General features: G+C 64.6%; 27 protein-coding genes. 15 read left to right on the top strand and 12 right to left on the bottom strand.

Annotated elements, in window-relative coordinates; genetic code table 11:
* Nucleotides 1-34 precede the first annotated feature (34 nt).
* The 9 genes from L7H23_RS10600 to L7H23_RS10640 form a co-directional block, all read right to left on the bottom strand.
* Nucleotides 35-703: a cell wall hydrolase gene (locus tag L7H23_RS10600; protein WP_237835838.1), complete on the bottom strand. Its 669-nt coding sequence runs from the start codon at nt 701-703 to the stop codon at nt 35-37.
* 201 nt (nt 704-904) lie between these two features.
* Complete coding sequence (locus L7H23_RS10605; protein WP_237835839.1) at nt 905-1,243, bottom strand: DUF1491 family protein; 339 nt, start codon at nt 1,241-1,243, stop codon at nt 905-907.
* Nucleotides 1,230-1,694, bottom strand: coding sequence for a PTS sugar transporter subunit IIA (locus L7H23_RS10610; RefSeq protein ID WP_237835840.1), 465 nt, complete (start codon nt 1,692-1,694; stop codon nt 1,230-1,232). The genes L7H23_RS10605 and L7H23_RS10610 overlap by 14 nt, the downstream gene beginning before the upstream one ends.
* A gap of 216 nt (nt 1,695-1,910) precedes the next feature.
* On the bottom strand, nt 1,911-2,486 hold the full coding sequence (gene raiA / locus L7H23_RS10615; RefSeq protein WP_237835841.1) for a ribosome-associated translation inhibitor RaiA: 576 nt from the start codon (nt 2,484-2,486) through the stop codon (nt 1,911-1,913).
* A gap of 43 nt (nt 2,487-2,529) precedes the next feature.
* Nucleotides 2,530-3,228 (bottom strand): DNA polymerase III subunit epsilon, encoded by a 699-nt coding sequence (dnaQ, locus tag L7H23_RS10620; protein ID WP_237835842.1) that lies wholly within the window; start codon nt 3,226-3,228, stop codon nt 2,530-2,532.
* 19 nt (nt 3,229-3,247) lie between these two features.
* Nucleotides 3,248-3,871, bottom strand: a complete 624-nt coding sequence (gene coaE / locus L7H23_RS10625; protein WP_237835843.1) for a dephospho-CoA kinase — start codon at nt 3,869-3,871, stop codon at nt 3,248-3,250.
* Nucleotides 3,868-4,680 carry a shikimate dehydrogenase gene (gene aroE, locus L7H23_RS10630; RefSeq protein WP_237835844.1) on the bottom strand — a complete coding sequence of 271 codons (813 nt, stop codon included), beginning with the start codon at nt 4,678-4,680 and terminating at the stop codon, nt 3,868-3,870. Before aroE ends, coaE begins: the two co-directional genes overlap by 4 nt.
* Nucleotides 4,677-5,273: a Maf family protein gene (locus L7H23_RS10635; RefSeq protein WP_237835845.1), complete on the bottom strand. Its 597-nt coding sequence runs from the start codon at nt 5,271-5,273 to the stop codon at nt 4,677-4,679. Before L7H23_RS10635 ends, aroE begins: the two co-directional genes overlap by 4 nt.
* Nucleotides 5,270-6,082, bottom strand: a complete 813-nt coding sequence (locus tag L7H23_RS10640; RefSeq protein ID WP_237835846.1) for a pyruvate, water dikinase regulatory protein — start codon at nt 6,080-6,082, stop codon at nt 5,270-5,272. The genes L7H23_RS10635 and L7H23_RS10640 overlap by 4 nt, the downstream gene beginning before the upstream one ends.
* 339 nt (nt 6,083-6,421) lie before the next feature.
* Between L7H23_RS10640 and hemE the strand changes: the two genes are divergently transcribed.
* The 8 genes from hemE (at nt 6,422) to L7H23_RS10680 (ending at nt 11,926) form a co-directional block, all read left to right on the top strand.
* A complete protein-coding gene (gene hemE / locus L7H23_RS10645) occupies nt 6,422-7,447 on the top strand; it encodes a uroporphyrinogen decarboxylase (protein WP_237835847.1) in 1,026 nt (341 codons plus the stop codon).
* A 9-nt stretch (nt 7,448-7,456) separates the two neighbouring features.
* Complete coding sequence (locus tag L7H23_RS10650) at nt 7,457-7,900, top strand: CopD family protein (RefSeq protein ID WP_237835848.1); 444 nt, start codon at nt 7,457-7,459, stop codon at nt 7,898-7,900.
* A gap of 195 nt (nt 7,901-8,095) precedes the next feature.
* Nucleotides 8,096-9,352, top strand: a complete 1,257-nt coding sequence (gene rho, locus L7H23_RS10655; protein ID WP_093510006.1) for a transcription termination factor Rho — start codon at nt 8,096-8,098, stop codon at nt 9,350-9,352.
* A 9-nt stretch (nt 9,353-9,361) separates the two neighbouring features.
* Complete coding sequence (locus L7H23_RS10660) at nt 9,362-9,655, top strand: antibiotic biosynthesis monooxygenase (protein WP_237835849.1); 294 nt, start codon at nt 9,362-9,364, stop codon at nt 9,653-9,655.
* The gene (locus L7H23_RS10665; protein WP_237835850.1) at nt 9,655-10,308 is read left to right on the top strand and encodes a YjbE family putative metal transport protein; all 654 of its coding nucleotides are present in this window, start codon (nt 9,655-9,657) and stop codon (nt 10,306-10,308) included. The genes L7H23_RS10660 and L7H23_RS10665 overlap by 1 nt, the downstream gene beginning before the upstream one ends.
* A gap of 13 nt (nt 10,309-10,321) precedes the next feature.
* Nucleotides 10,322-11,032 (top strand): YjbE family putative metal transport protein, encoded by a 711-nt coding sequence (locus L7H23_RS10670; protein WP_237835851.1) that lies wholly within the window; start codon nt 10,322-10,324, stop codon nt 11,030-11,032.
* 26 nt (nt 11,033-11,058) lie between these two features.
* Complete coding sequence (locus L7H23_RS10675) at nt 11,059-11,493, top strand: hypothetical protein (protein WP_237835852.1); 435 nt, start codon at nt 11,059-11,061, stop codon at nt 11,491-11,493.
* Between the two features lie 46 nt (nt 11,494-11,539).
* Nucleotides 11,540-11,926 (top strand): DUF1489 domain-containing protein, encoded by a 387-nt coding sequence (locus tag L7H23_RS10680; protein WP_237835853.1) that lies wholly within the window; start codon nt 11,540-11,542, stop codon nt 11,924-11,926.
* On the opposite strand, the gene L7H23_RS10685 is transcribed toward L7H23_RS10680, so the two are convergent.
* From L7H23_RS10685 to L7H23_RS10695, 3 genes are read right to left on the bottom strand one after another with little or no spacing between them, the layout of a single operon-like run.
* A complete protein-coding gene (locus tag L7H23_RS10685) occupies nt 11,923-13,500 on the bottom strand; it encodes an FMN-binding glutamate synthase family protein (protein ID WP_237835854.1) in 1,578 nt (525 codons plus the stop codon). The genes L7H23_RS10680 and L7H23_RS10685 overlap by 4 nt on opposite strands.
* A gap of 19 nt (nt 13,501-13,519) precedes the next feature.
* Complete coding sequence (locus L7H23_RS10690) at nt 13,520-13,918, bottom strand: nuclear transport factor 2 family protein (RefSeq protein WP_237835855.1); 399 nt, start codon at nt 13,916-13,918, stop codon at nt 13,520-13,522.
* On the bottom strand, nt 13,915-14,613 hold the full coding sequence (locus tag L7H23_RS10695) for a dienelactone hydrolase family protein (RefSeq protein WP_237835856.1): 699 nt from the start codon (nt 14,611-14,613) through the stop codon (nt 13,915-13,917). The genes L7H23_RS10690 and L7H23_RS10695 overlap by 4 nt, the downstream gene beginning before the upstream one ends.
* A gap of 96 nt (nt 14,614-14,709) precedes the next feature.
* On the opposite strand from L7H23_RS10695, the gene L7H23_RS10700 reads away from it, so the two are divergent.
* From L7H23_RS10700 to L7H23_RS10730, 7 genes are all read left to right on the top strand, one after another.
* The gene (locus tag L7H23_RS10700; RefSeq protein WP_237835857.1) at nt 14,710-14,994 is read left to right on the top strand and encodes a DUF6489 family protein; all 285 of its coding nucleotides are present in this window, start codon (nt 14,710-14,712) and stop codon (nt 14,992-14,994) included.
* Nucleotides 14,995-15,017: 23 nt separating this feature from the next.
* A complete protein-coding gene (mnmE, locus tag L7H23_RS10705; RefSeq protein ID WP_275671243.1) occupies nt 15,018-16,322 on the top strand; it encodes a tRNA uridine-5-carboxymethylaminomethyl(34) synthesis GTPase MnmE in 1,305 nt (434 codons plus the stop codon).
* Nucleotides 16,323-16,397: 75 nt separating this feature from the next.
* Nucleotides 16,398-18,269 (top strand): tRNA uridine-5-carboxymethylaminomethyl(34) synthesis enzyme MnmG, encoded by a 1,872-nt coding sequence (gene mnmG / locus L7H23_RS10710; protein ID WP_237835859.1) that lies wholly within the window; start codon nt 16,398-16,400, stop codon nt 18,267-18,269.
* Complete coding sequence (gene rsmG / locus L7H23_RS10715; RefSeq protein WP_237835860.1) at nt 18,266-18,919, top strand: 16S rRNA (guanine(527)-N(7))-methyltransferase RsmG; 654 nt, start codon at nt 18,266-18,268, stop codon at nt 18,917-18,919. Before mnmG ends, rsmG begins: the two co-directional genes overlap by 4 nt.
* A complete protein-coding gene (locus L7H23_RS10720) occupies nt 18,916-19,698 on the top strand; it encodes an AAA family ATPase (RefSeq protein ID WP_237835861.1) in 783 nt (260 codons plus the stop codon). Before rsmG ends, L7H23_RS10720 begins: the two co-directional genes overlap by 4 nt.
* Nucleotides 19,699-20,649: a ParB/RepB/Spo0J family partition protein gene (locus L7H23_RS10725; protein WP_237835862.1), complete on the top strand. Its 951-nt coding sequence runs from the start codon at nt 19,699-19,701 to the stop codon at nt 20,647-20,649. It abuts the gene before it with no gap.
* A 287-nt stretch (nt 20,650-20,936) separates the two neighbouring features.
* A complete protein-coding gene (locus L7H23_RS10730; RefSeq protein ID WP_237835863.1) occupies nt 20,937-21,431 on the top strand; it encodes a DUF4402 domain-containing protein in 495 nt (164 codons plus the stop codon).
* Nucleotides 21,432-21,592 lie beyond the last annotated feature (161 nt).

Consider the following 21,592-nt stretch of genomic DNA (forward strand, 5'->3'; position numbering starts at 1 on the left):
GGGATGCGTCAGGCCGCACCCCGTCCTTGACCGGTCACCGATAGAAGATGTGGTTGTCGATCGACGCGACGCGCGTCTTGCGCCAGCCCGGCGAAACGTAGCGGGCGTGGAAGAAAAGCGCGCCCGGCGCCTGGTTCTTCCAGCTGCCCTCGCGTGCGATCTGCGCGATCGCGACGGCGTTGTTCCACTGGCCGGTGTTGCGGACGGCGGGCATCTTGCCACCGCGCACGAAGCTGAACTGGCTCGGCTGGTGGACGACGCCGCAGAGGCTCTTCGGGAAGCGGCCCGAGTTGGCGCGATTGATCACGACATGCGCGACCGCGAGCTGGCCTGCGAGCGATTCGCCGCGCGATTCGAAATAGACGGCGCCGGCAAGGCAGCGCAGTTCGGGATCGATCTCGGCCGGACGTGGGGTCGCGGCGACGAGTTCGGCCAGCGTGTCGATATCCTGCGGAGCCGCTTTCGGCTCGACGGCAGGTTCGTCCTGACTGTCGGGGGTGGGGGTTGCGACCGGCTGCGAAGCCTCGGTCGACAGATCCGCTTCATCAGCCTCGACCGGCGCATCGGCGCCCGGAAGGGTGATGGCGGGGAGGTTCGCGCTTTCGGCGAGATCGCTCGCGAAGCCCGGTTCGGCCAGCATCAGCATGGAAGCAGCGGTCAAGCCGACGGCAGCCACACTGGCGGCGTTCAAAATGCGACTCATATATTCCGTCAAAAGGGCGGTTGATGGACCGAAATCTCAAAAAACAGGCAGCTGAGCTAATCTGGCTCTGTACCGCCTGCGGTCATCATCCGACTGCGTGTCCGATCCGGTTTGCTGGAATTCCGGCGGCAAGCCACAGGAACCCACGGAACGACCTACGCGTTATTGGGTGGGCGCCACCTATTGTGCGCCGCAACAGAGTCAAGTTAACGCCGCCCACTCCGCGACGAGTTGTGGCGCATCTGCGATATTCAGTTCGACGATCCACAGATCGGGATCGGCCTTGCGCCGCCGTTCTTGGTAGTTTGCGCGCGATTCACCATCTTTGGGGTCGTCGGGCCCCACGGGCTCCCAGATATAGCGACCTGCTGGCGAAAAACGGCGTTCGAGCAACGGGCCGGGTTCACCCCGATCGCTGCATTCAACAAGGATGATGCCCGAATTGTCGTCGCCCTTGGCGACGACGGTCGCGAAACCCCCGGCCGCTTCCGCGCGGCGGATCAGCAGGTCGACGAGAAAGCGGCTCTTAAGCCGCGTCACGCGTTTCGGTGTCGAGCAACAGCGCGTACAGCGCTTCGTCGCTCTTGGCGCCGCGCAGGCGTTCGGCAATGCTGTCGTTGCGAAGCATCCGCGACACGCCGGCGAGCGCCTTCAGATGGTCGGCGCCGGCATCGAGCGGCGACAGCAGGACGAAGAGCAGGTCTACGGGCAGGCCGTCGACCGACTGGAAATCGATCGGGCGCGCGAGCTGGAGAAACAGGCCGCGGACGCCCGAGAGGTCGGGCAGCTTGGCGTGCGGCAACGCGATCCCGCGGCCGAAGCCGGTCGAACCCAGACGCTCGCGCTCGAGCAATGCTTCGCTGACTTCGCCCGCGTCGAGGCCGAGCGAGCGTGCGGCGAGATCGCCGACGAACGGAAAGAGCGCCTTTTTCGAATCCAGCTGCACATGCGCGCGAACGGTCGCCGGATAGAGAAGAGAAGATAGGTTCATCGCGTTGGTCAAATCTTGTCCGCCGGGCCCGCGCCCGGTTCATCCTGTTTGGCAATCGATCTCGGGATCGGTCGTGTGGCAGGCCCCGCCATTCGGGTATCAATGGGCGCGGCCCTTAGGCCGGATGGCGGAGAAAATCCAGTCTTATCGCAAATCGGCACCGACGTTCGGCGGAAAGACCTTTCCCCTCCGCCGAACATGTTGATCGGGCATGATTTAGCGGGGTTCGACCCAGCCGATCGTGCCGTCATCGCGGCGATAGACCATATTGTGACTGCCCGTCTTGCTGTTGACGAAAAGCAGCGCATTGGTGTTGCGCAGGTCAAGCATCATCACCGCGTCGGAGACGCTGCTGGTCGGAATGTCGACGCGCGTTTCCGCGATGATCGCGGGGGCATCGCCCGCCTCATCCTCGTCGGCGCCTCCGTCGAAGACGGTGTAGGCGGCATTGTCCTCGATCTCGTCGACCGTTGCGACGCCATTGCCTGCACTGGTGTTGCGATCCTTCAATCGCCGCATATAGCGTCGCAGCTGTTTCTCGATGCGCTCGGCCGCGCCTTCGAAGGCGACATGCGCATCCTGCGCCTGGCCGTGCCCCTTGAGCACGAGTCCCTGCATCACGTGCGCGACGATGTCGCACTGAAAACTTTCGTGCGGCCCCTTGCCGAAAGTCGCGTGTGCCCCGATCGCGCGGGAGAAATATTTGTCGGCAATCGCGTTCATCCGGTCCGACACATGCGCCTGCAGCGCTTCGCCGGTTTCGATCTGGTGGCCAGAGACGCGGATTTCCATTTTTCTTCTCCTTACAGGATCGCAGCGACGGCCGGGACCGGCGCTACGGACTATCGTGCCACAGCGGCCCGGTAAGCGTGGCGACGAATTCTGCATGGCGCGCCAGTTCGGCCGGCGTTGCGCCATGCGGGCGAGGTTCGCGGAACGCGCGGGGAGGCGCGGTACGAACCGGATCGGCAGCGACAGAAGCCGTGGTGCCGACGGCTGCCGCCGCAAGCCCCAGGCCGATCTGCCGGCCGCCGGTCATCTCGATATAAAGGTGCGCGAGCAGTTCGGCATCGAGCAACGCGCCGTGCTTGACGCGGTGGCTGCGGTCGATGCCATAGCGCGTGCAGAGCGCGTCGAGGCTGTGTTTGGCGCCCGGATGCAGCTTGCGCGCCATCTGTACGGTGCAGCACATGCGCGCCATGTCGAGCGCCGGGCGGCCAGCGCGCGCGAGTTCGGCGTTGACGAAGCCGAAGTCGAAGGCGGCATTATGCGCGACCAGCGGCGCGTCACCAAGAAACTCGATCAGCTCGTCGACGCGAGTCGCGAACAGTGGCTTGTCCGAAAGAAACTGGATGGAAAGACCGTGCACCGCTTCGGCGGCGGCGGGCATGTCGCGCTCGGGATTGAAATAGGCGTGGAATGTGACCCCGGTTTCGCGGCGATCGACCAGTTCCACGCACCCGATTTCGACCAGCCTGTCTCCGGACTTGGGATCGAACCCCGTGGTTTCGGTATCGAAAATAATCTCACGCATCGAAGGGCTAATCTGGACCCTATCGCGCGCGGAAACAAGAGGCGATGGCGCGAATCTGGCGGTGCGTCGCGCTTTTGGGATGGCCCGTTTCGATGACGAAATCAGCGCGGGCGCGCTTGACGCGGTCGGGCACCTGCAGGCGGCGGATCGCCTTCAGCTTCGCGCGCGTCATCCCGGGGCGACGCATCACGCGCTTGGTCTGCATCCACGCCGGCGCCGAGACCACCGCGATCGCACCGACCTTTCGCCAGCCGCCCTTTTCGAAAAGCAACGGAATGTCGAGAATGACGACGTCGCGCGCGCGGTGGCGCATGAGGAATTTGCGCTGCGCCTTCGCCACAGCCGGGTGGACAATCGATTCGAGCGCCGCGAGTTCGTGGGTGTTGCCAAGAACGCGGGCGCCAAGTTTCTGGCGGTCGACGCCCTTGGGTCCGGTGGTCCCCGGAAAACGCGCCTCGATCGCCGCGACGAGCGCACCGCCTGGCCCCTGCAACCGGTGCACCTCGGCATCGGCGTCGAAGATCGGCACGCCTTCGCGCTCGAACATCTTGGCCGCCGTCGATTTGCCCATCCCGATCGAACCGGTGAGGCCGAGGATGAACGGGCGTTTGAGCTGCGCGCCAGGATGCTTTCGGAAGCTCATGCCGTCAGCATGGCGCGAAGCTCGTCGTCGCGGCCTTCCGGCGGCGATTGCCCGAAGAACAGTTCGAACGCCAGCGCCGCCTGACCGATCAGCATATCGAGCCCGTCGACGGTATCGAGCCCCCGCGCCTCGGCGGCCTTCAGAAGCCCGGTCTGGAGCGGGGCATAGACAAGGTCATAGACGATCGCATCGTCGGGGAGCGGCGACAGGTCGAGATCGAGCGGCGGCTGGCCGGTCATGCCGAGGCTGCTCGAGTTGACGAGCAGGGAGACCGGCGGAAGCGCTGCATCGAGCGCGACGACATCGCCCTTCAGCCCGAAGGTCGCGAGCAGGCCCATCGCTTTCAGCGGGCTGCGGTTGAGGATGGTGACGCGGCCGACTCCCGCACGGGCGAGCGCAAAGAGGACCGCGCGCGCTGCGCCGCCGGCGCCGACGACCGCAACCGGCGCGCCGTCGAGGTCGAGTTCGGCGAGCGGGGAATAGAAGCCCGCCGCATCGGTATTGGTACCGATCAGCGATCCGTCCTTTTGCCGGACGATCGTGTTCATCGCACCGATCGTGCCGCGGATATCGCCGGGATCATCGACGAGATTCATTACCGCGACCTTGTGCGGGATGGTGACGTTGCAGCCGCGCCAGTCGGGATCGGCCTTGCGCTCGGCGATGAAGCTTTCGAGGTCTTCGGGCTTTACATGCGCGCGGCGGTAGTCGCCTTCGATGCCGAGCGCATCGAGCCAGAAGCCGTGGATCAGCGGCGATTTCGAGTGCGCGATCGGATCGCCGATCACCTCTGCATAGGGCGTGCTCATTGCGGTGCCAGTCCGTTGGCGCGGAGCCATGCGAGCAAAGGCAGCATAGGCATGCCGATGATCGTCCAAGGATCGCCCTCGACCCGGTCGAATAGTTGCACGCCTGCCCCCTCGATTTCGTAGCATCCGACGGTCCAGCGAATGCTGTCCCAGTTTTGCGCCACATAGTCGGCGATGAAGGCTTCGGACAAGGGGCGCAGCCAGAGCTTCGCCTCTCCGATCGCGCGCCAGACCGGCGCCCCGTCGCGCGCGGCGACCGCAGCGCTGAACAGGCGGTGGCGCGTTCCGGCCATGCGGCGAAGATGGTCGGCGGCCTCTTCCGGCGTTGCGGGCTTGGTCAGCATCGACCCGTCGTCGAGCGCGAGCGTCGAATCGGCGCCGAGGACCGTCACCCCGGGGAGCCGCGACGAGATTTTGACGGCCTTGGCCTCGGCAAGCGCATCGGCGATGTTACGCGGATTCTGGCCCGTCGCCAGCAGCGAAGCCGTCAGCGCTTCCTCATCGACATGCGCTGCGCTGGTTTCGAAGGTCAGCCCGGCGGCACGGAGCATCGCGGCGCGGCCGCTGCTTTGCGAGGCAAGGAGAAGCGTCATGCGGGGCCGCGATCCTCGACCAGCTTGATCACCGCGGCGGCGGTTTCCTCGATCGAGCGACGCGTCACATCGATCACCGGCCAGCCATTGTCCGCGAACATGCGGCGCGCATAGGCAAGCTCCGCCTTCACATTCTCGTCGTCGACATAGGATGTTTCGGGCGCCTGATTGAGCGAGAGCAAACGGTTGCGGCGGACCTGGACGAGCCGGTCGAGCCCGGTGGTCAATCCGACGACGAGCGGCTTCTTGAGATTGTAGAGCGCGTTCGGTGGCGGCGATTCGGGGACGATCGGGATGTTCGCGGTCTTGAAGCCGCGGTTCGCGAGATAGATGCTCGTCGGGGTCTTCGAGGTGCGCGACACCCCCGCGAGAACGATATCGGCCTGTTCCCAATTTTCCCAGCCGATGCCGTCGTCGTGCGCGACGGTGAATTGAATCGCCTCGACCCGCGCAAAATAGGCGGCGTCGAGCTGGTGCTGGCGGCCGGGGCGCGCCTTTGCTTCCTGCCCGAGCATCCGTGACAGTGCGTCGGTCACCGCGTCGAGCGCAGGAACGGTCGGCAGGTTCAGTGCGGCGGCGCGGCGTTCGAGGCTGGCGCGAAGCTCGCCGTTTACCAGCGTGAAGAGGATCATCCCGGGGCTGGCCTGCACTTCGGCGATGATGCGGTCGAGATGTGACTCCGACCGGACCATCGGCCAGAAATGGCGCACGACCTCGACATCGTCGAACTGGGCAATCGCCGCCTTCGCGATATTCTCGAGCGTTTCGCCCGTGGAATCGGATATGAGGTGCAGGTGGAGCCGGCTCATTCGGCCACCATGACGGAAATCCTAGGAAAAAGGCAATCCCGGATCATCGAAATCGGGGTTGTGGATAAATTCCGGTATAAGCACAGGGACAAGATCGGGACTGTGGATTCCTCCACGGTCGTGCCGATTCCGCTCCACCGCTTGTCCACAAGGGATGAATCTTATCCACAGGCTGTGAATTAGGAGGACAGCGTCAAGCGACTCCGTGACGTTACCCGTGACGCGCCGAGTCAATATGTTGGCAAAAGGGACGCTGCCGCCTAAAGCCGCGCTGTCCGCCGACCAACAATCCACCACAATCATTTCTATATTATTATTGAGAAGAGAAAGAGGGGCCGCGTGAAAGCGTCGTCGAAGAGCTTGCTCGCTACGCTGCGCGGAGCGCGGCAGGAAAAGCCCGCGCTATGGCTGATGCGACAGGCAGGACGCTATCTGCCCGAGTATCGCGCGCTGCGGGAGACGAAGGGCGGTTTCCTCGAGCTCTGCTATGACAGCGAGGCGGCGGCCGAGGTCACCTTGCAACCGATCCGGCGCTTCGGTTTCGACGGCGCAATCCTGTTTTCCGATATTCTCGTCGTTCCGCACGCGCTTGGCCAGCATCTGTGGTTCGAGGCGGGCGAGGGGCCGCGGCTTGCGCCGCCGCTCGTCGACAGCACGCTGGCGTCGCTCGAGGCGATGCCGCAGCGGCTTGACCCGGTTTATGGTACCGTTGCCCGCGTCGCAGCGTCGCTACCCGTCGAGACGACTTTCCTCGGCTTTGCGGGGAGTCCCTGGACCGTCGCGACCTATATGGTGGCGGGGCAGGGATCGAAGGATCAGGCGCAGGCGCGGCGTTTGGCATTCGGCGATCCTGCTGCTTTCCAGGCGATCATCGACGCGATCGTCGATCTCTCGGTCACCTATCTCTCGGGCCAGATCGAGAATGGCGTCGAGGCGGTGCAATTATTCGACAGCTGGGCGGGAAGCCTGTCGCCGGCGCAGTTCGAACGCTGGGTTATCGCACCCAATGCCGAAATCGTGCGCCGGTTGAAGGCGCTGCACCCCGACACGCCGGTCATCGGCTTTCCGAAGGGCGCCGGCGGCAAGCTCGTCGCCTATGCGAACGAGGTCGGCGCCGACGCGATTGGTCTCGACGAGACGGTCGATCCGGTGTGGGCCGACAAGGCGCTGCCCGCGCATCTGCCGGTGCAGGGCAATCTCGATCCGCTCGCGCTCGTTGCAGGCGGCACGGCGCTTGACAGTGCGATCGACCGCATCCTTGCGGCTTTCCCCGAGCGTCCCCATATCTTCAATCTCGGCCATGGCATCGTCCCCGACACGCCGATCGCCCACGTCGAGCATCTGATCCGGCGCGTTCGTGGATAGGCGGGACTTATGGCAGGTTTTCTGGGGGTGACGATGCTTTGGGTCAAAGCCGCGCATGTCATCTTCGTGATCTTCTTCATGGCCGGCCTGTTCATGATGCCGCGCTTCTTCGTCTATCACCACCAATGCGCAGTGGGATCCGACGAGGACAGGAAGTGGATCGAGCGCGAGGATCGCCTGCGCAAGATCATCCTGATGCCCGCGATCCTGTTCGTCTGGATCTTCGGGCTGATGCTCGCCTTCAATGGCGATACCTGGCACGAAGGCTGGTTCATCGCCAAATTCCTGATCGTGATCGCGCTTTCGGGCTATCATGGCTGGATGATCGGCTATGCGAAGAAGCTCGCCAAAGGTCAGCGCCCGCTGACCGAGAAGCAGCTGCGAATGCTCAACGAAGTCCCCGGCATCGCCGCGGCGCTCATCGTCATTCTGGTGATCGTCCGTCCCTTCTGAGGCACCATCTCGGCGCAGGCCCGATTGACTTGGGCAAAAGCCGGTTATAGGGGCCGATCAACCCCGTTTCCGAGCGGGCGGCGCATTGATGCGCCGAGCTATCTGTAACGGTCGTCCCACGGCCGGATAGGCACCAGCCGGTGCGACGAATTTTAGTCCAAATCTCTCCTGAATTTTCTACCCGGAATCTGTCCCATGCATCTTAAAGAACTTAAAACCAAGGCGCCTGCCCAGCTCGTCGAAATGGCGGAAGAACTGGGCGTCGAGGGCGCCTCGACCTTGCGCAAGCAGGACCTGATGTTCTCGATCCTGAAGGAACTCGCCGAAGAGGGCGAGGAAATCATCGGATCGGGCACGATCGAGGTTCTCCCGGACTCGTTCGGTTTCCTGCGCTCATCGGACGCCAATTATCTCGCCGGTCCCGACGACATCTATGTCTCGCCGAACCAGGTCCGCAAATATGGCCTGCGCACCGGTGACACCGTCGAGGGCGAAATCCGCGCGCCGAAGGACGGCGAGCGCTATTTCGCGCTGACCAAGCTGATCAAGGTCAATTTCGACGATCCGGAAGCGGTGCGTCACCGCGTCAATTTCGACAATTTGACGCCGCTCTATCCGAACCAGAAGCTGTCGCTCGATACGGTCGATCCGACGGTCAAGGACAAGTCGGCCCGCGTCATCGACCTCGTCAGCCCGCAGGGCAAGGGCCAGCGCGCACTGATCGTCGCGCCGCCGCGTACGGGTAAGACGGTGCTGCTACAGAATATCGCCAAGGCGATCACCGACAACCACCCCGAGGTTTACCTGATCGTCCTTCTCGTCGACGAACGTCCCGAGGAAGTCACCGACATGCAGCGCAGCGTGAACGGCGAGGTCGTCTCCTCGACCTTCGACGAACCCGCGACGCGTCACGTCCAGGTCGCCGAAATGGTGATCGAGAAGGCGAAGCGCCTCGTCGAGCACAAGAAGGATGTGGTGATCCTCCTCGACTCGATCACGCGCCTCGGCCGCGCCTACAACACTGTCGTACCGAGCTCGGGCAAGGTGCTGACCGGCGGTGTCGACGCCAATGCGCTCCAGCGTCCGAAGCGTTTCTTCGGCGCCGCGCGTAACATCGAGGAAGGCGGTTCGCTGTCGATCATCGCCACCGCGCTGATCGACACCGGCAGCCGCATGGACGAAGTGATCTTCGAAGAATTCAAGGGCACGGGTAACTCGGAAATCGTGCTCGACCGCAAGGTTGCCGACAAGCGCATCTTCCCGTCGCTCGACGTCGGAAAGTCGGGCACCCGCAAGGAAGAATTGCTCGTCGAGAAGGACAAGCTCAGCAAAATGTGGGTCCTGCGCCGCATCCTCATGCAGATGGGCACCGTCGACGCGATGGAATTCCTGCTCGACAAGATCAAGGATTCGAAGACGAACGAAGATTTCTTCGACAGCATGAACCAGTAAGCCCACGCGATGGCCGTGATCGAGCATGCCTTGCTCCCCGTGCGTGCGGGAAGCGAAGCGGCGTTCGAGGCGGCCGTCGCCGAGGCGCGACCTTTGATAGAGGCCTCGCCCGGCTTTATTTCGTTGCAAATCCGACGGCCGACCGGAACCGGACAGCCCTATCTGCTGTTGGCCGAATGGAGGTCAATCGCGGATCATCGCGATGGCTTCCGGCAATCGGATCGCTATCAGCAGTGGCGCGCGCTGCTGCATCGCTTTTATGACCCGGTGCCCGAGGTCAGCTATTTCGGAGAGGCGCTGTAATGGACTTTTCGGCGATCTTCACCGGCTCGGGGCTGATCCTGCTCGGGCAGATCATCATCGGCGACCTTACCATGGCCGGCGACAATGTGCTGATCATGGGGACGATCGCGGGCCGCCTGCCCGAACGCGAGCGCAAGCGCGTGCTGATGCTCGGCGTCGGTATGGCGCTGGTTTTCCTCGTCACCTTCGCGACGATCGCGACGCAGCTGCTCAAGATCACCGGCCTCGTCTTTGCGGGCGGGCTGCTGCTCTTGTGGGTCGCGTACAATATGTATCGTGAGATCCGACCGCAGCCGGCCACCGGCCCGGTCGACGATCCGGCAACCCCCGAGGTCGAGGGCGAACCCGCGAAACAGAGCTTCTTGAAGGCCGCTATCTCGATCATGATCGCCGACCTGTCGATGAGCATCGACAATGTCCTGCTCGTTGCATCGATCGCGCGCGAGAATCCGGCCTTGCTGTTCGTTGGCATGACCTTCACGGTGCTGGTCATGGGGCTAGCGGCGAATTATGTCGCCAAGCTGCTGCAGCGTTATCACTGGATCGCCTGGGTCGGGCTGGTGGTGATCCTCTATGTCGCGCTGAAGATGATTTACGACGGGTGGGTCGATCCCGAAATCGGCCTGGGGCATTTGTTCGGATGGGTGCGTTGAAATGATTTGGGACATGATCTTGTCGGCCGGGGCGTCGGCGCCGGCATCGGGCGGAATCTGGGGCGCGATCGTCCATGATTTTTCGAACATCACTGAACCGGCGGCGTTCACCGCCTTCATCCAGGTGTTGCTGATCGACCTTGTCCTTGCAGGCGACAATGCGATCGTCGTTGGTGCACTCGCTGCGGGCCTGCCCGCCGACCAGCGCCGCAAGGTCATCCTGATCGGTGTCGGTGCCGCACTGGTGCTGCGCATCGGCTTCGCGCTGGTCGTGCAGCAGCTGCTCGGCATCGTCGGGCTCGTGCTCGCAGGCGGCATCCTGCTCCTCTGGGTGGCATGGCGCATGTGGCGCGACATCCGCAGCGGCCATGGCGAATCGGCCGGCTCGCCGGAAATTGCTGGTGACGAGGATTCGGGGCTTCGTCCGGCAAAGACCTTTGCCGCGGCCGCCTGGGGCGTCGCGGTCGCCGACGTGTCGATGAGCCTCGACAATGTCCTTGCGGTCGCGGGTGCGGCGCGCGAGCATCCGGGGATCCTGATCGTCGGGCTGATCTTTGCGGTCGCGATGATGGGCGTTGCGGCCAACATCATCGCCAAATATATCGAGCGCTATCGCTGGATCGCGTGGGTCGGGCTGCTCGTCATCCTGTACGTCGCGATCAAGATGATCTGGGACGGCTGGCACGACGTGCATCCGCATTTCATGAGCTTTATCGGCGGCTGACCGGGATGCCATCGCCTTCAGGGTCGATGACCGACGATGCGATGGTGCCGGTTGCGCGGATATTGGGTCGCGGCGAGGCTTTGACGGTCGCCGCGATGCTTGATGCTGCCGGGATCATCGTCCATGTCGGCGGCGAATATTACGCAAGCGTTTCGCCCGACATCGTCGCGATCGGCGGCTTTCGGCTGACAGTGCCGGCGTGGCAGCATGAGGATGCGTCGGCGATTCTTGCCGAAATGCTCGCGGCACCCGAACCCGAACCCAACGGACATACTGCGAGGGCTTTTGGCCGCCTTGCTGTGGCCATGGGCGGGTTCCTGGGCATGACGACGCTGCCCTATGCGCTTCTCTATGGCGTTCAGTCGTTGGCGGTTCTGCTCTATTCACCGCTTTTCCTGCTGCAGGTCCCCGTCAATCCGCAAAGTCGCGCCGATTACTATCTGGGCGAGGTTTCCGGTTGAACTTGCCGGTCCCTGACCCGATCTGATCACCATGTCCCAGCTTCATATGACTCGCGTTGCCGTCGGCTGCCCCGACTTCGCTTCACTGGAAGCCCGGATTCAAATGCGTGCGGAGGGTAGCGAGGTCCGGTTCACCACACGGTTCAAGCCGAAACGCGCCGACGAGCTGGTCGGCGGCAAACTGCATTTCATCGTCAAGCACACGCTCGTCGGGCGTGTCGAGATTCTGCGCTTCGACGAGCGCGAGGATGGTCGGATCGATATCGTCTGCGTCGCCGCGCTCGAACGCGTCCATCCGCAGCCGAAGCGCGCACATCAGGGTTGGCGGTACCTGACCGACGCCGACGCACCGAAAGGCGTCGACGACGGCGACGGTATTGGAGAGCTGCCGCCCGAGCTTTACCGCGAACTTGCCGAGCTCAGTCTGATCTAGCAGGCCGCGCGGAAGCTGTCCGCGCGCGCCATCGCCCAGTAGCGGGCGCCGGCGACCGAGTCCGGATCGTCGAGCAGCACGCCGCGCTCGTAGAATTTATAGATGCGGTCGATCGAGTCCGAGCGTGCCGAATTGAGCCGCTCGTGGAGATGATGCGGGCGGATCTCCCACGGATTTTCCAGCCCCATCGCACAGCTGATGTCCCAGAGCGCGTTCACCGTAGCCGCCTGAAAACGGCGAACGCGTTCGGCTTTCTCCTCAACCACGAGCCCGCGCTGGCGGCCGAGATCCTGCGTTGCGACCCCGGTCGGGCAATGGTCGGTGTGGCATTTGAGCGACTGGACGCAGCCGAGCGTGAACATGAAGGCGCGCGCGGCGTTCGACCAGTCGGCGCCGAGCGCGCAATTGATAGCGAGCCCCGCTCCTGAATGCACCTTGCCCGACGCGGCGAGGCGGATTTCTTCCTTGAGCCCGCAGCCGACGAGGGCGTTGCGGACGAAGATCAGTCCTTCGCGCAGCGGCATGCCGATGCTGTTCGAAAATTCGACGGGCGCCGCGCCGGTTCCACCCTCGGCGCCATCGACGACGATGAAGTCGAGGCGGATTCCGGTCTCGATCATCGCCTTCATGACGGCATAAACCTCGTGCGGCTGGCCGACGCACAGCTTGATCCCGACTGGCTTCCCACCCGATAATTCGCGTAGTTTTGCGGCCCATTCGATCATCTCGACGGGGCTTCCGAACGCGGAATGCGCGGCAGGCGAGATGCAGTCCTGTCCTTCGGGAACGCCGCGCGTCGCGGCGATCTCTGCGCTGACCTTGGCGCCGGGAAGGACCCCGCCGTGCCCGGGCTTGGCGCCCTGGCTCAATTTGATCTCGATCATCTTGATCTGGTCTTCGGCGGCGCGGTCGCGGAAGCGCTCGGGGTCGAAATGGCCCGTCGCATCGCGGCAGCCGAAATAGCCGCTACCAAGCTCCCAGACGATGTCGCCGCCGTGGATGCGGTGATAGGGGCTGAAGCTCCCTTCGCCGGTGTCGTGATAGAAATTGCCGAGCTTCGCGCCGAGGTTGAGCGCCTGAATCGCGTTCGCGCCGAGCGAGCCGAAGCTCATCGCCGAAATGTTGAGCAACGCCGGCTGGTAGGGCTTCGAACATTGCGCGGTGCCGACGGTCGGGCGCTGCGTCCGGTCGGCGGCTTCCGCGGGCGCCATGCTGTGGCTCATCCACTCATATTCGTCCGAATAGACGTCGAGTTCGGTCCCGAAGGGATGGCTGTCGAGTTCGCCCTTGGCGCGCGCATAGACGATGTCGCGCTCGACGCGTGCGAACGGACGGCCTTCGAGCGGGCTTTCGACGATATAGGCATAGAGGAAGGGGCGTGCCGCCTCGAACAACCAGCGGATGCGCGCGATCAGCGGAAAGTTGCGGCGGAGGCTGTGGTGGCGCTGAAGCGCATCATAGAGCGCGAGGAGGAGCAGGGGCACCCAGAGCAGCAAAGTCCAGCGGGCGGGCGGCCACCAGCCGGCGAGCACGATGATGGCGATCAGGATCGGAAAGGCGATCAGGCGGTGCATCGCGAAGCCCTCGCTCCGGTCACCCCGCCTGCGCCGCGAGCATCGCCGCCATCTTCTCCCACACCTTGTTTATCGCCTTGAGAGGGCGAACCATAACTTTGAAATCACTAATCTTTCCGTCTTCGTTCCAGCGAATGATGTCGACGCCGTTGATCTGGATGCCGTCGAGCTCGCTCTGGAATTCGAGCATCGCCTGATCGCCATCGATGATTTCGCGCAAATAGCGGAAATTCTCGCCGCCGAGCACATGGCTCGCCGCGTGGAGATAGGCGAAGACCTTGTCGCGGCCCTCCTGCGGGGTGTGGACGACGGGGGAGTGGAACACCGCGTCTTCAGCGAGGATGGTCTTCAGTGCTTGCGGGTCGCCCGCCTCCATATAGGCGTGCCAGGCGGCGACGCCTTCGCGCGCGGCGCTCATGCGAGATGCTCGGCGAGGAAGGCGCGGGTGCGGCTGTCGGCGAGCTGCGCGGCTGTTTCGTCGCGGCGGTCGCCGTTCGTCGCGGCGAAGCCATGGTCGAGCCCTTCATAGTCGTAGAGCGTGACCTTCGGATGCGGGTCGAGCGCCTCGTGCATCTTCGCCTGCGCCTCGGGGCTCACGAAATGGTCGGCGGTCGGGATGTGAAGCATCAGCGGCCTTGCGATCGCGTGGCTTTCGTTCAGCATCTGATCGATCATCACGCCATAATAGCCGACCGACACATCGATATCGGTGCGCGCTGCGGCCATATAGGCGAGGCGGCCGCCGAGGCAGTAGCCTGCGCAGCCGACTTTGGTCGCGCCCTGACCGTGGAGCCAGCGGATCGCTGCCTCGATATCCTTCACCCCGTCGTCGGCGTCATATTGGCCGAAATAGCCAAACGCCTGCTGCAGCTCGGCGTCGACATCGGGGTTGAGTTCGACCCCGGGCGCGAAGCGCCAGAAGAGGTCGGGGGCGATCGCAAGATAGCCCTGCGCCGCCCAGTCGTCGCATTTCTCACGGATGCCGGCGTTCACGCCGAAGATTTCGGGGATGACGATGATCGCGCGCGACGAATCGGCGTCGGGGCGCGCGACATAGGCCGGGATCTCGCTCGTCCCGTCGAGCGCGGGGATGGTGATGTTCGTCGCGGACATGAGGGAAGCTCCTGACTCTTGCCAATTGGGAGGGAAAGCGCGAAGCTAGCCGCCGTTGGAGCGCGGCTCAAGCGCGTAAAGGGGCGGAGACGGACGATGAAATTCAATATCGAGATCGATTGCACCCCCGAGGAAGCGCGGCGGCTGTTCGGGCTTCCCGACCTCGAGCCGCTGCACGACATCTATCTGTCGCGCGTCAAGGAGCTGATGGCGAAGGGCATCACTCCCGATATGGTCCAGCAGATGGTCAAGACCTGGGTGCCGATGGGCGGCAGCGGCCTCGAACTCGTCCAGTCGCTGCTCGGCCAGTTCGGCGGCGGCCTGATGGGTGGTTCGAAGTCGGGCGACGACGACAAGGGCTCCAAGGGGCGTAAAAGCTGAACCAAGACGTTGGAAGTGAAACGATTTTTGCGCTGTCGAGCGGGATGCCGCCGGCAGCGATCGGGGTCGTGCGCATCAGCGGGACGCATGCTGGCGCGGCGCTGACCGCACTCGCGGGCCGCTTGCCCGAGCCGCGGCATGCGTCGTTGGCCAGTCTGAAGGATGGTGCAGGCGCGCCGCTCGACCGTGCGCTGGTCCTGTGGTTTCCGGCGCCCGCGACGGCGACGGGCGAGGATCTGGTCGAACTGCATCTGCATGGCGGCCGAGCGGTCGTGGCAGCGGTAGAGGCCGCGCTGGATGCGGTGCCGGGATTGCGACGCGCGGAGGCTGGCGAGTTCACACGCCGCGCCTTTGAAAACGGCCGGATCGATTTGGCCGAGGCCGAGGGGCTCGCCGATCTGCTGGCAGCCGAGACCGAGAGCCAGCGGGTGCAGGCTTTGGGCATGGCGAGCGGGCATGTGTCGCGGGCCGTGGCGGAATGGCAGGAGCGGTTGCTCGGGCTGATGGCGGGGGCGGAGGCCGAGCTCAATTTTGCCGACGAGGATGATGTCGAAGTTTACGAAGGTGCCGCGCAGCGTTTGACGCGGGGGATGGCAGCTTTGGCGGACGAGCTCGGCGAATGGCTGGCGCGGCCGGCGGCGGAGGTGATCGCCGAGGGGCTGTCGGTGGTGATCGCAGGGCCGCCCAATGCCGGAAAATCGACTTTGATCAATGCGTTGGCGCAGCGCGAACTGGCGATCGTGTCGCCGGTCGAAGGGACGACGCGCGACGTGATTGAGACCCCGTTGGCGCTCGACGGGATCGCAATGCGCTTTTCGGATACCGCGGGGATCCGCGCGGAAGGTGCCGATGCGATCGAGGCGATCGGGATCGACCGCGCGAAGGCGGCAGTCGAGGCGGCCGACATCCTGCTGTGGCTGGGGCCACCAAGGGAGGCGCCTGCGCATCCGCGTGCGATCCTGATCGCGGCGCAGGCCGACCGCTGGCGCGGCGACGCGGCGGCCGAGGCCGAGGCCGCGCGATGCGATTTGCTACTCTCGGCAGCGACGGGCGAGGGGATGGACAAGCTCCATGCCTGTATCGTCGAGATGGCGCGGACCTTGTTGCCGCGCGAGGGCGAGGCGGCGCTGCGCCAGCGCCAGCGCGCGGCGCTCGCCGAGGCAAAACAATGGCTTGCGATCGAACCGGGCACGCGCGAGGCCGATGATCTGATCCTGATCGCCGAGCGACTGCGGCTTGCCGCGACCGCACTCGACCGGATCACCGGACGGGCAGGGGTCGAGGATATGCTCGACGCATTGTTCGGGCGTTTTTGCATCGGGAAATGATGTTCCACGTGGAACATCGCATCGGTCGCAGCCCGGTGGATTCGCTGCGCGCATTGCGCTAAGGGCGCCGCAATCATGCAGAGTGAAGCAATATTCGATGTCATCGTCGTCGGCGGTGGGCATGCCGGGACCGAGGCCGCCGCGGCCGCGGCGCGTCTCGGTGCGCGTGTTGCGCTCGTCAGTTTCGACCCCGCGTTGATCGGAACCATGTCGTGCAACCCCGCGATCGGGGGGCTCGGCAAAGGCCATCTGATGCGCGAGGTCGATGCGCTCGACGGCTGGATGGCGCCCGCCGCCGACAGCGCTGCGATCCACTACCGGATGCTCAACGCATCGAAGGGCGCGGCGGTGCAGGGGCCGCGCATCCAGGCCGACCGCAAGCTGTATCGCGATGCGATCCAGGCGCTGCTCGCGGCCGAAGAGCGCATCACGGTGGTTGCGGGCGAGGCCGCGGCCTTGAAGCTGTCGGCCGACGGCGCTCGCGTCGAAGGCCTCGAACTTGGCGACGGCACCGCGCTGACGGCGGGGGCCGTCGTGCTGGCGACAGGTACCTTTCTTGGCGGAAAGCTGTTTCGCGGCGAGGAGCGGATGGAGGGCGGACGCATCGGCGAGGCCGGCGCGAATCGGCTCGCCGAGCAGCTCCGCGCCGCCGATCTGCCGATGGCGCGGCTCAAGACCGGGACGCCGCCGCGGCTCGACGGGCGGACGATCGACTGGGCGCGGCTTGAGGAGCAGCCGTCCGACAGTGTAGCCGGCGCCGAATGGACCTGTTCCACGTGGAACAACAAGCGGACGGTGCCGCAGATTTTTTGCGCGATCACGCGCACGAACGCCGAAAGCCACGCGATCATCGCAGCGAACCTCGACCGATCGCCCTTGTTCACCGGCGCGATCGGCGCCGCGGGGCCGCGCTATTGCCCGTCGATCGAGGACAAGATTCACCGCTTCGCCGACCGCGACGGGCATCAGGTTTTTCTCGAACCCGAGGGGCTCGATTCGAACTTGGTCTATCCGAACGGGATATCGACCTCGCTACCCGCGGACGTCCAGCTTGCGATGCTGCGGACGATGGAGGGGCTCGAAACGGTCGAGATGACCGTACCGGGCTATGCGGTCGAATATGATCATATCGATCCGCGCGCACTCGACCGGACGTTGCAGGTGCGCGCGATCACCGGGCTGTGGTGCGCGGGGCAGATCAACGGCACGACCGGCTATGAAGAGGCGGCGGCGCAGGGGCTGGTTGCCGGGGCCAACGCCGCACTGGCGGTGCAGGGCCGCGAGCCGATGATCCTTGATCGCAGCGAATCCTATATCGGGGTGATGGTCGACGATCTGGTGCTGCAGGGGGTGACCGAGCCGTACAGGATGCTCACCGCGCGCGCCGAATATCGTCTCCGCCTGCGCGCCGACAATGCGGCAACGCGGCTAACGCCGAAAGGGATCGCGCTCGGGCTGGTGCGGCCGGTAACGGCGGCGTTGTTCGAGAAGCGGCAGGCGGAGCGAGCCAAGGCGGCAGCGCTGCTCGACGCACCCGTTGCGAGCACCGACTATGCCGCAATCGGCATGGCGATCCCGGGCGATGGTGCCCAACGCAAGCGTGTCGAATTGCTGCGCTTTCCGGGGGTGACGATCGGCACGCTGAAGCGACTCGCGCCCGAACTCGATGGCATCGACGATGCGATCCTGTCCGAGCTGGCCGAGGATGAGCATTACGCGCCCTATATCGCGCGGCAAGAGGCTGAACTGCGTTCGCTTGCGGCAAACGAGGCGATCGGGCTCGATCCGGCGCTCGATTATGCCGCGATCGGCGGGCTGTCGCGCGAGATGGTCGAACGGCTGACGAAGGCCCGGCCCGAGACGTTGGGGCAGGCGGCGCGGATCGATGGCGTAACGCCGGCGGCGCTGACGGCGATCATGGTGCATAGTCGGCGGCGTGCGGCGTGAGCATTTTACTGGAAAGCGAAGAGGCAGCCCGCACCTGGATCGGCGAGTCCTTCGCGCCGACCGCGGGACAATGGGCGCGGCTCGAGCGATTTGCGGCGATGCTGGTTGCCGAGAATGAGCTGCAGAACCTGATCGCAGCCTCGACCATCCCGACGCTTTGGGTGCGGCACATTGCCGATAGCGCGCAGCTGCTGGCGCTCGATCCTGAGCGCAACGGACTGTGGATCGACCTGGGAAGCGGGCCGGGATTGCCGGGGCTGGTCGTCGCGATCCTGAGTGAGCGACAGATGCTGCTCGTCGAATCGCGCAAGCGGCGGTGCGACTTTTTGCGCGCGGTCGCGACTGAGCTCGATCTGCGGCACGTCGAAGTCGCGGAGGCGCCGCTCGAACGCGTGTCAACGCGGCCATCATCAACCATAAGCGCGCGCGCCTTTGCGCCACTCGACAAGTTGATCAGCTTATCCACCCGTTTTTCCACCGAATCGACGCGCTGGTTGCTGCCAAAAGGGCGAAACGCGGTTAAGGAACTGGCGTTGCTTCCGGAGGCGTGGCAGAGAATGTTTCACGTGGAACAGAGCCGCACCGACACCGATAGCCAGATTCTGGTGGGTATCGGCCAGATCGGCGTAAAACAGCGAGGAAAGCGATGATCCGTATCGCCGTGGCGAACCAGAAGGGCGGGGTCGGCAAGACGACGACCGCGATCAATCTGGCGACCGCGCTCGCGGCGACCGGCTGGCGCACACTGATTATCGACCTCGATCCGCAGGGCAACGCCTCGACAGGATTGGGGATCGCGCAGTCGCAGCGCGAATTTTCGAGCTATGACCTGCTTCGCGCGGAGGCAACGGTTGCCGAATGCGCTGTGCATACCGCGGTGCCGCGGCTCGACATCGTGCCGGCGACCGTCGACCTGTCGGGCGCCGAGATCGAACTGATCGAATTCGCCGACCGACTTCACCGGCTCGAACAGGCGCTGACCGGCGCCGAGGCCGGGCAGTGGGACATCTGCTTGATCGATTGCCCGCCGTCGCTGGGCATGCTGACGCTCAATGCGCTGATTGCGGCCGAATCGCTGATCGTACCGCTGCAGTGCGAATTCTTCGCGCTCGAGGGGCTGAGCCAGCTCTTGACGACGGTCGAGCGCGTGCGCGGGCGTTTCAACCAGAAGCTTTCGATCCTTGGCGTTGCGCTGACGATGTTCGACCGCCGCAACCGGCTGACCGACCAGGTGTCGGACGATGTGCGCGAGGTGCTGGGCCCGGTGGTGTTCCAGACGGTGATTCCGCGGAACGTTCGTCTGTCCGAAGCGCCGAGCCACGGGCTGCCGGCGCTGATCTATGATCATCGCTGCGCCGGATCGGCCGCCTATATCGCGCTCGCGCGCGAGCTGATCGACCGGCTTCCCGATATCCGCAAGGCAGCTTAAATGTCTGATAATGAAAAAGAAAATACCGGATCGGCGCCGCGCAAACGGCCGTCGGGTCTGGGGCGCGGACTGAACGCGCTGTTCGGCGATGCCGCGGTCGAGGCGCCCGTGCTGGCGGCTCCCGGTACGGCGGCCAAAACGGCCCCCGCCTCGGGCGAGGCGGTACAGCATGTATCGACGGGCTCGATTCGCCCGCTGCCGAACCAGCCGCGACGCCATTTCGACGAGGCGGCGATCGCCGAACTCGCCGATTCGATCGGCGCGCGCGGGTTGTTGCAGCCGATCATCGTCCGGCGCGCGCCCGACGGGCAGGGCTATCAGCTCGTCGCGGGCGAGCGGCGCTGGCGCGCGGCGCAGCGCGCGGGGCTGCACCAGATTCCCGCGCTCGTGCGCGACCTCGACGATGCCGCGACTTACGAGATCGCGCTCGTCGAGAATATCCAGCGGCAGGACCTGAACGCGATCGAGGAAGCGGGCGCGTATCGCCGGCTGATCGACGATTTCGGACATAGCCAGGAGGAGCTGGCAAAGCTCGTCGGCAAATCGCGCAGCCATGTCGCAAATCTGATGCGCTTGCTCGACCTGCCGCAGGGCGTGCAGGGGCTCGTCGGTGATGGTTCGCTGTCGATGGGGCATGCCCGCGCGCTGATTGGCGTCGACGGCGCCGAGGCGATCGCGCGCAAGGTCGTCAAGGACGGCCTGTCGGTGCGTGCAGTCGAGGCGCTGGTGCGCGCCGAAAAGGGCGGTGGGCGCAAACCCGCGGTCGAATCGGCAGGGGGTAGCGGACGCGACCCCGATATTATGGCGGTCGAACGCCATCTCTCCGAGCTGCTCGGCATCGGCGTCGCGATTCAATATGCCGGCGGTGGCAAGGGCGCGCTGACGCTCAAATTCGCCTCGCTCGACCAGCTCGACATGATCTGCCAGCGCCTCAGCGGCGAATCGATCTAGGCACGATTCGAAAAAGCTCTCGCGTCGTTCGAGCGAATCTTTTTCATCCGCCCCCTTAATTTGTCCCGCCGCGGGCCGTTAACAGGCCATAGGCGGTCCCCACGACTTGCCAAACTGCGGCCTAAGGCCATGTTTTTGCTCGCTTGCACCCTGCAACGCGGGCCAAACGTATATGCGCTGTTAACCATGGTTGTTGGGCAAAGCCTGAACGGATGTCCCGCTAAAGGGGTCGGCGAATGGGGTGGGATTTCCATTCGAGTTTCGACGACTTCAAGGGACCAAATCATATGCGCAAGTTTGGAATGAAGCGCGCCATCGTCGGCGCCGCGATCGCTGCCCTCGCCATGAACGCCTCGGCGGCGCATGCGGCGACGGCCACGGCCACTGCGAAGGCTCGTATCCTTCAGCAGATCACGCTCACCAACACGAGCGACCTCGACTTCGGCACGATCGTCAGCGGTACCGCCGCCTCGACCGTTGCGGTTTCGACCGCCGGCGCCGCCAGCTGCGGCACGGGCCTGACCTGCATCGGCACCACGACCGCTGCCGGCTTCAACATTGCCGGCACGAGCGGCGCGCTCGTCGGCATCAGCGGCCCGTCGACGGTCAGCCTGACCTCGGGTTCGAACAGCATGACCGCGGGTCTGACCTACTCGGCCCCGACCGTCACGCTCGGCGCGTCGGGCGGCACCTTCTCGGTCGGCGGCACGCTGAACGTCGGTGCCAACCAGGCTGCCGGCAACTATTCGGGGACCTTCACGGTCACCGCAAACTATCAGTAAGTCCTGATCTTTCAGGTGGGGGGTGCGGCAAGCTTTAGCTTGCCCGCCACAAAAAGGGTCGCCGGGTACCAGCCTCGGCGGCCCTTTTTGTTTGCGCCTTGCGGTCGGTGTTGCGAGGAGAGCCTCCCGTCATGGTTAGCAAAATATCAACCATGATGGCG

This window comes from Sphingopyxis sp. BSN-002, assembly GCF_022024275.1.
Classification (GTDB): Bacteria; Pseudomonadota; Alphaproteobacteria; order Sphingomonadales; family Sphingomonadaceae; genus Sphingopyxis.

Coding starts and splice junctions, on each gene's coding strand:
- L7H23_RS10600 (WP_237835838.1), bottom strand. CDS start 703: ATGAGTCGCATTTTGAACGCCGCCAGTGTGGCTGCCGTCGGCTTGACC.
- L7H23_RS10610 (WP_237835840.1), bottom strand. CDS start 1,694: ATGAACCTATCTTCTCTTCTCTATCCGGCGACCGTTCGCGCGCATGTG.
- raiA (WP_237835841.1), bottom strand. CDS start 2,486: ATGGAAATCCGCGTCTCTGGCCACCAGATCGAAACCGGCGAAGCGCTG.
- dnaQ (WP_237835842.1), bottom strand. CDS start 3,228: ATGCGTGAGATTATTTTCGATACCGAAACCACGGGGTTCGATCCCAAG.
- coaE (WP_237835843.1), bottom strand. CDS start 3,871: ATGAGCTTCCGAAAGCATCCTGGCGCGCAGCTCAAACGCCCGTTCATC.
- aroE (WP_237835844.1), bottom strand. CDS start 4,680: ATGAGCACGCCCTATGCAGAGGTGATCGGCGATCCGATCGCGCACTCG.
- L7H23_RS10635 (WP_237835845.1), bottom strand. CDS start 5,273: ATGACGCTTCTCCTTGCCTCGCAAAGCAGCGGCCGCGCCGCGATGCTC.
- L7H23_RS10640 (WP_237835846.1), bottom strand. CDS start 6,082: ATGAGCCGGCTCCACCTGCACCTCATATCCGATTCCACGGGCGAAACG.
- L7H23_RS10650 (WP_237835848.1), top strand. CDS start 7,457: ATGGCAGGTTTTCTGGGGGTGACGATGCTTTGGGTCAAAGCCGCGCAT.
- rho (WP_093510006.1), top strand. CDS start 8,096: ATGCATCTTAAAGAACTTAAAACCAAGGCGCCTGCCCAGCTCGTCGAA.
- L7H23_RS10660 (WP_237835849.1), top strand. CDS start 9,362: ATGGCCGTGATCGAGCATGCCTTGCTCCCCGTGCGTGCGGGAAGCGAA.
- L7H23_RS10665 (WP_237835850.1), top strand. CDS start 9,655: ATGGACTTTTCGGCGATCTTCACCGGCTCGGGGCTGATCCTGCTCGGG.
- L7H23_RS10670 (WP_237835851.1), top strand. CDS start 10,322: ATGATCTTGTCGGCCGGGGCGTCGGCGCCGGCATCGGGCGGAATCTGG.
- L7H23_RS10675 (WP_237835852.1), top strand. CDS start 11,059: ATGACCGACGATGCGATGGTGCCGGTTGCGCGGATATTGGGTCGCGGC.
- L7H23_RS10680 (WP_237835853.1), top strand. CDS start 11,540: ATGACTCGCGTTGCCGTCGGCTGCCCCGACTTCGCTTCACTGGAAGCC.
- L7H23_RS10685 (WP_237835854.1), bottom strand. CDS start 13,500: ATGCACCGCCTGATCGCCTTTCCGATCCTGATCGCCATCATCGTGCTC.
- L7H23_RS10690 (WP_237835855.1), bottom strand. CDS start 13,918: ATGAGCGCCGCGCGCGAAGGCGTCGCCGCCTGGCACGCCTATATGGAG.
- L7H23_RS10695 (WP_237835856.1), bottom strand. CDS start 14,613: ATGTCCGCGACGAACATCACCATCCCCGCGCTCGACGGGACGAGCGAG.
- L7H23_RS10700 (WP_237835857.1), top strand. CDS start 14,710: ATGAAATTCAATATCGAGATCGATTGCACCCCCGAGGAAGCGCGGCGG.
- mnmG (WP_237835859.1), top strand. CDS start 16,398: ATGCAGAGTGAAGCAATATTCGATGTCATCGTCGTCGGCGGTGGGCAT.
- L7H23_RS10720 (WP_237835861.1), top strand. CDS start 18,916: ATGATCCGTATCGCCGTGGCGAACCAGAAGGGCGGGGTCGGCAAGACG.
- L7H23_RS10725 (WP_237835862.1), top strand. CDS start 19,699: ATGTCTGATAATGAAAAAGAAAATACCGGATCGGCGCCGCGCAAACGG.
- L7H23_RS10730 (WP_237835863.1), top strand. CDS start 20,937: ATGCGCAAGTTTGGAATGAAGCGCGCCATCGTCGGCGCCGCGATCGCT.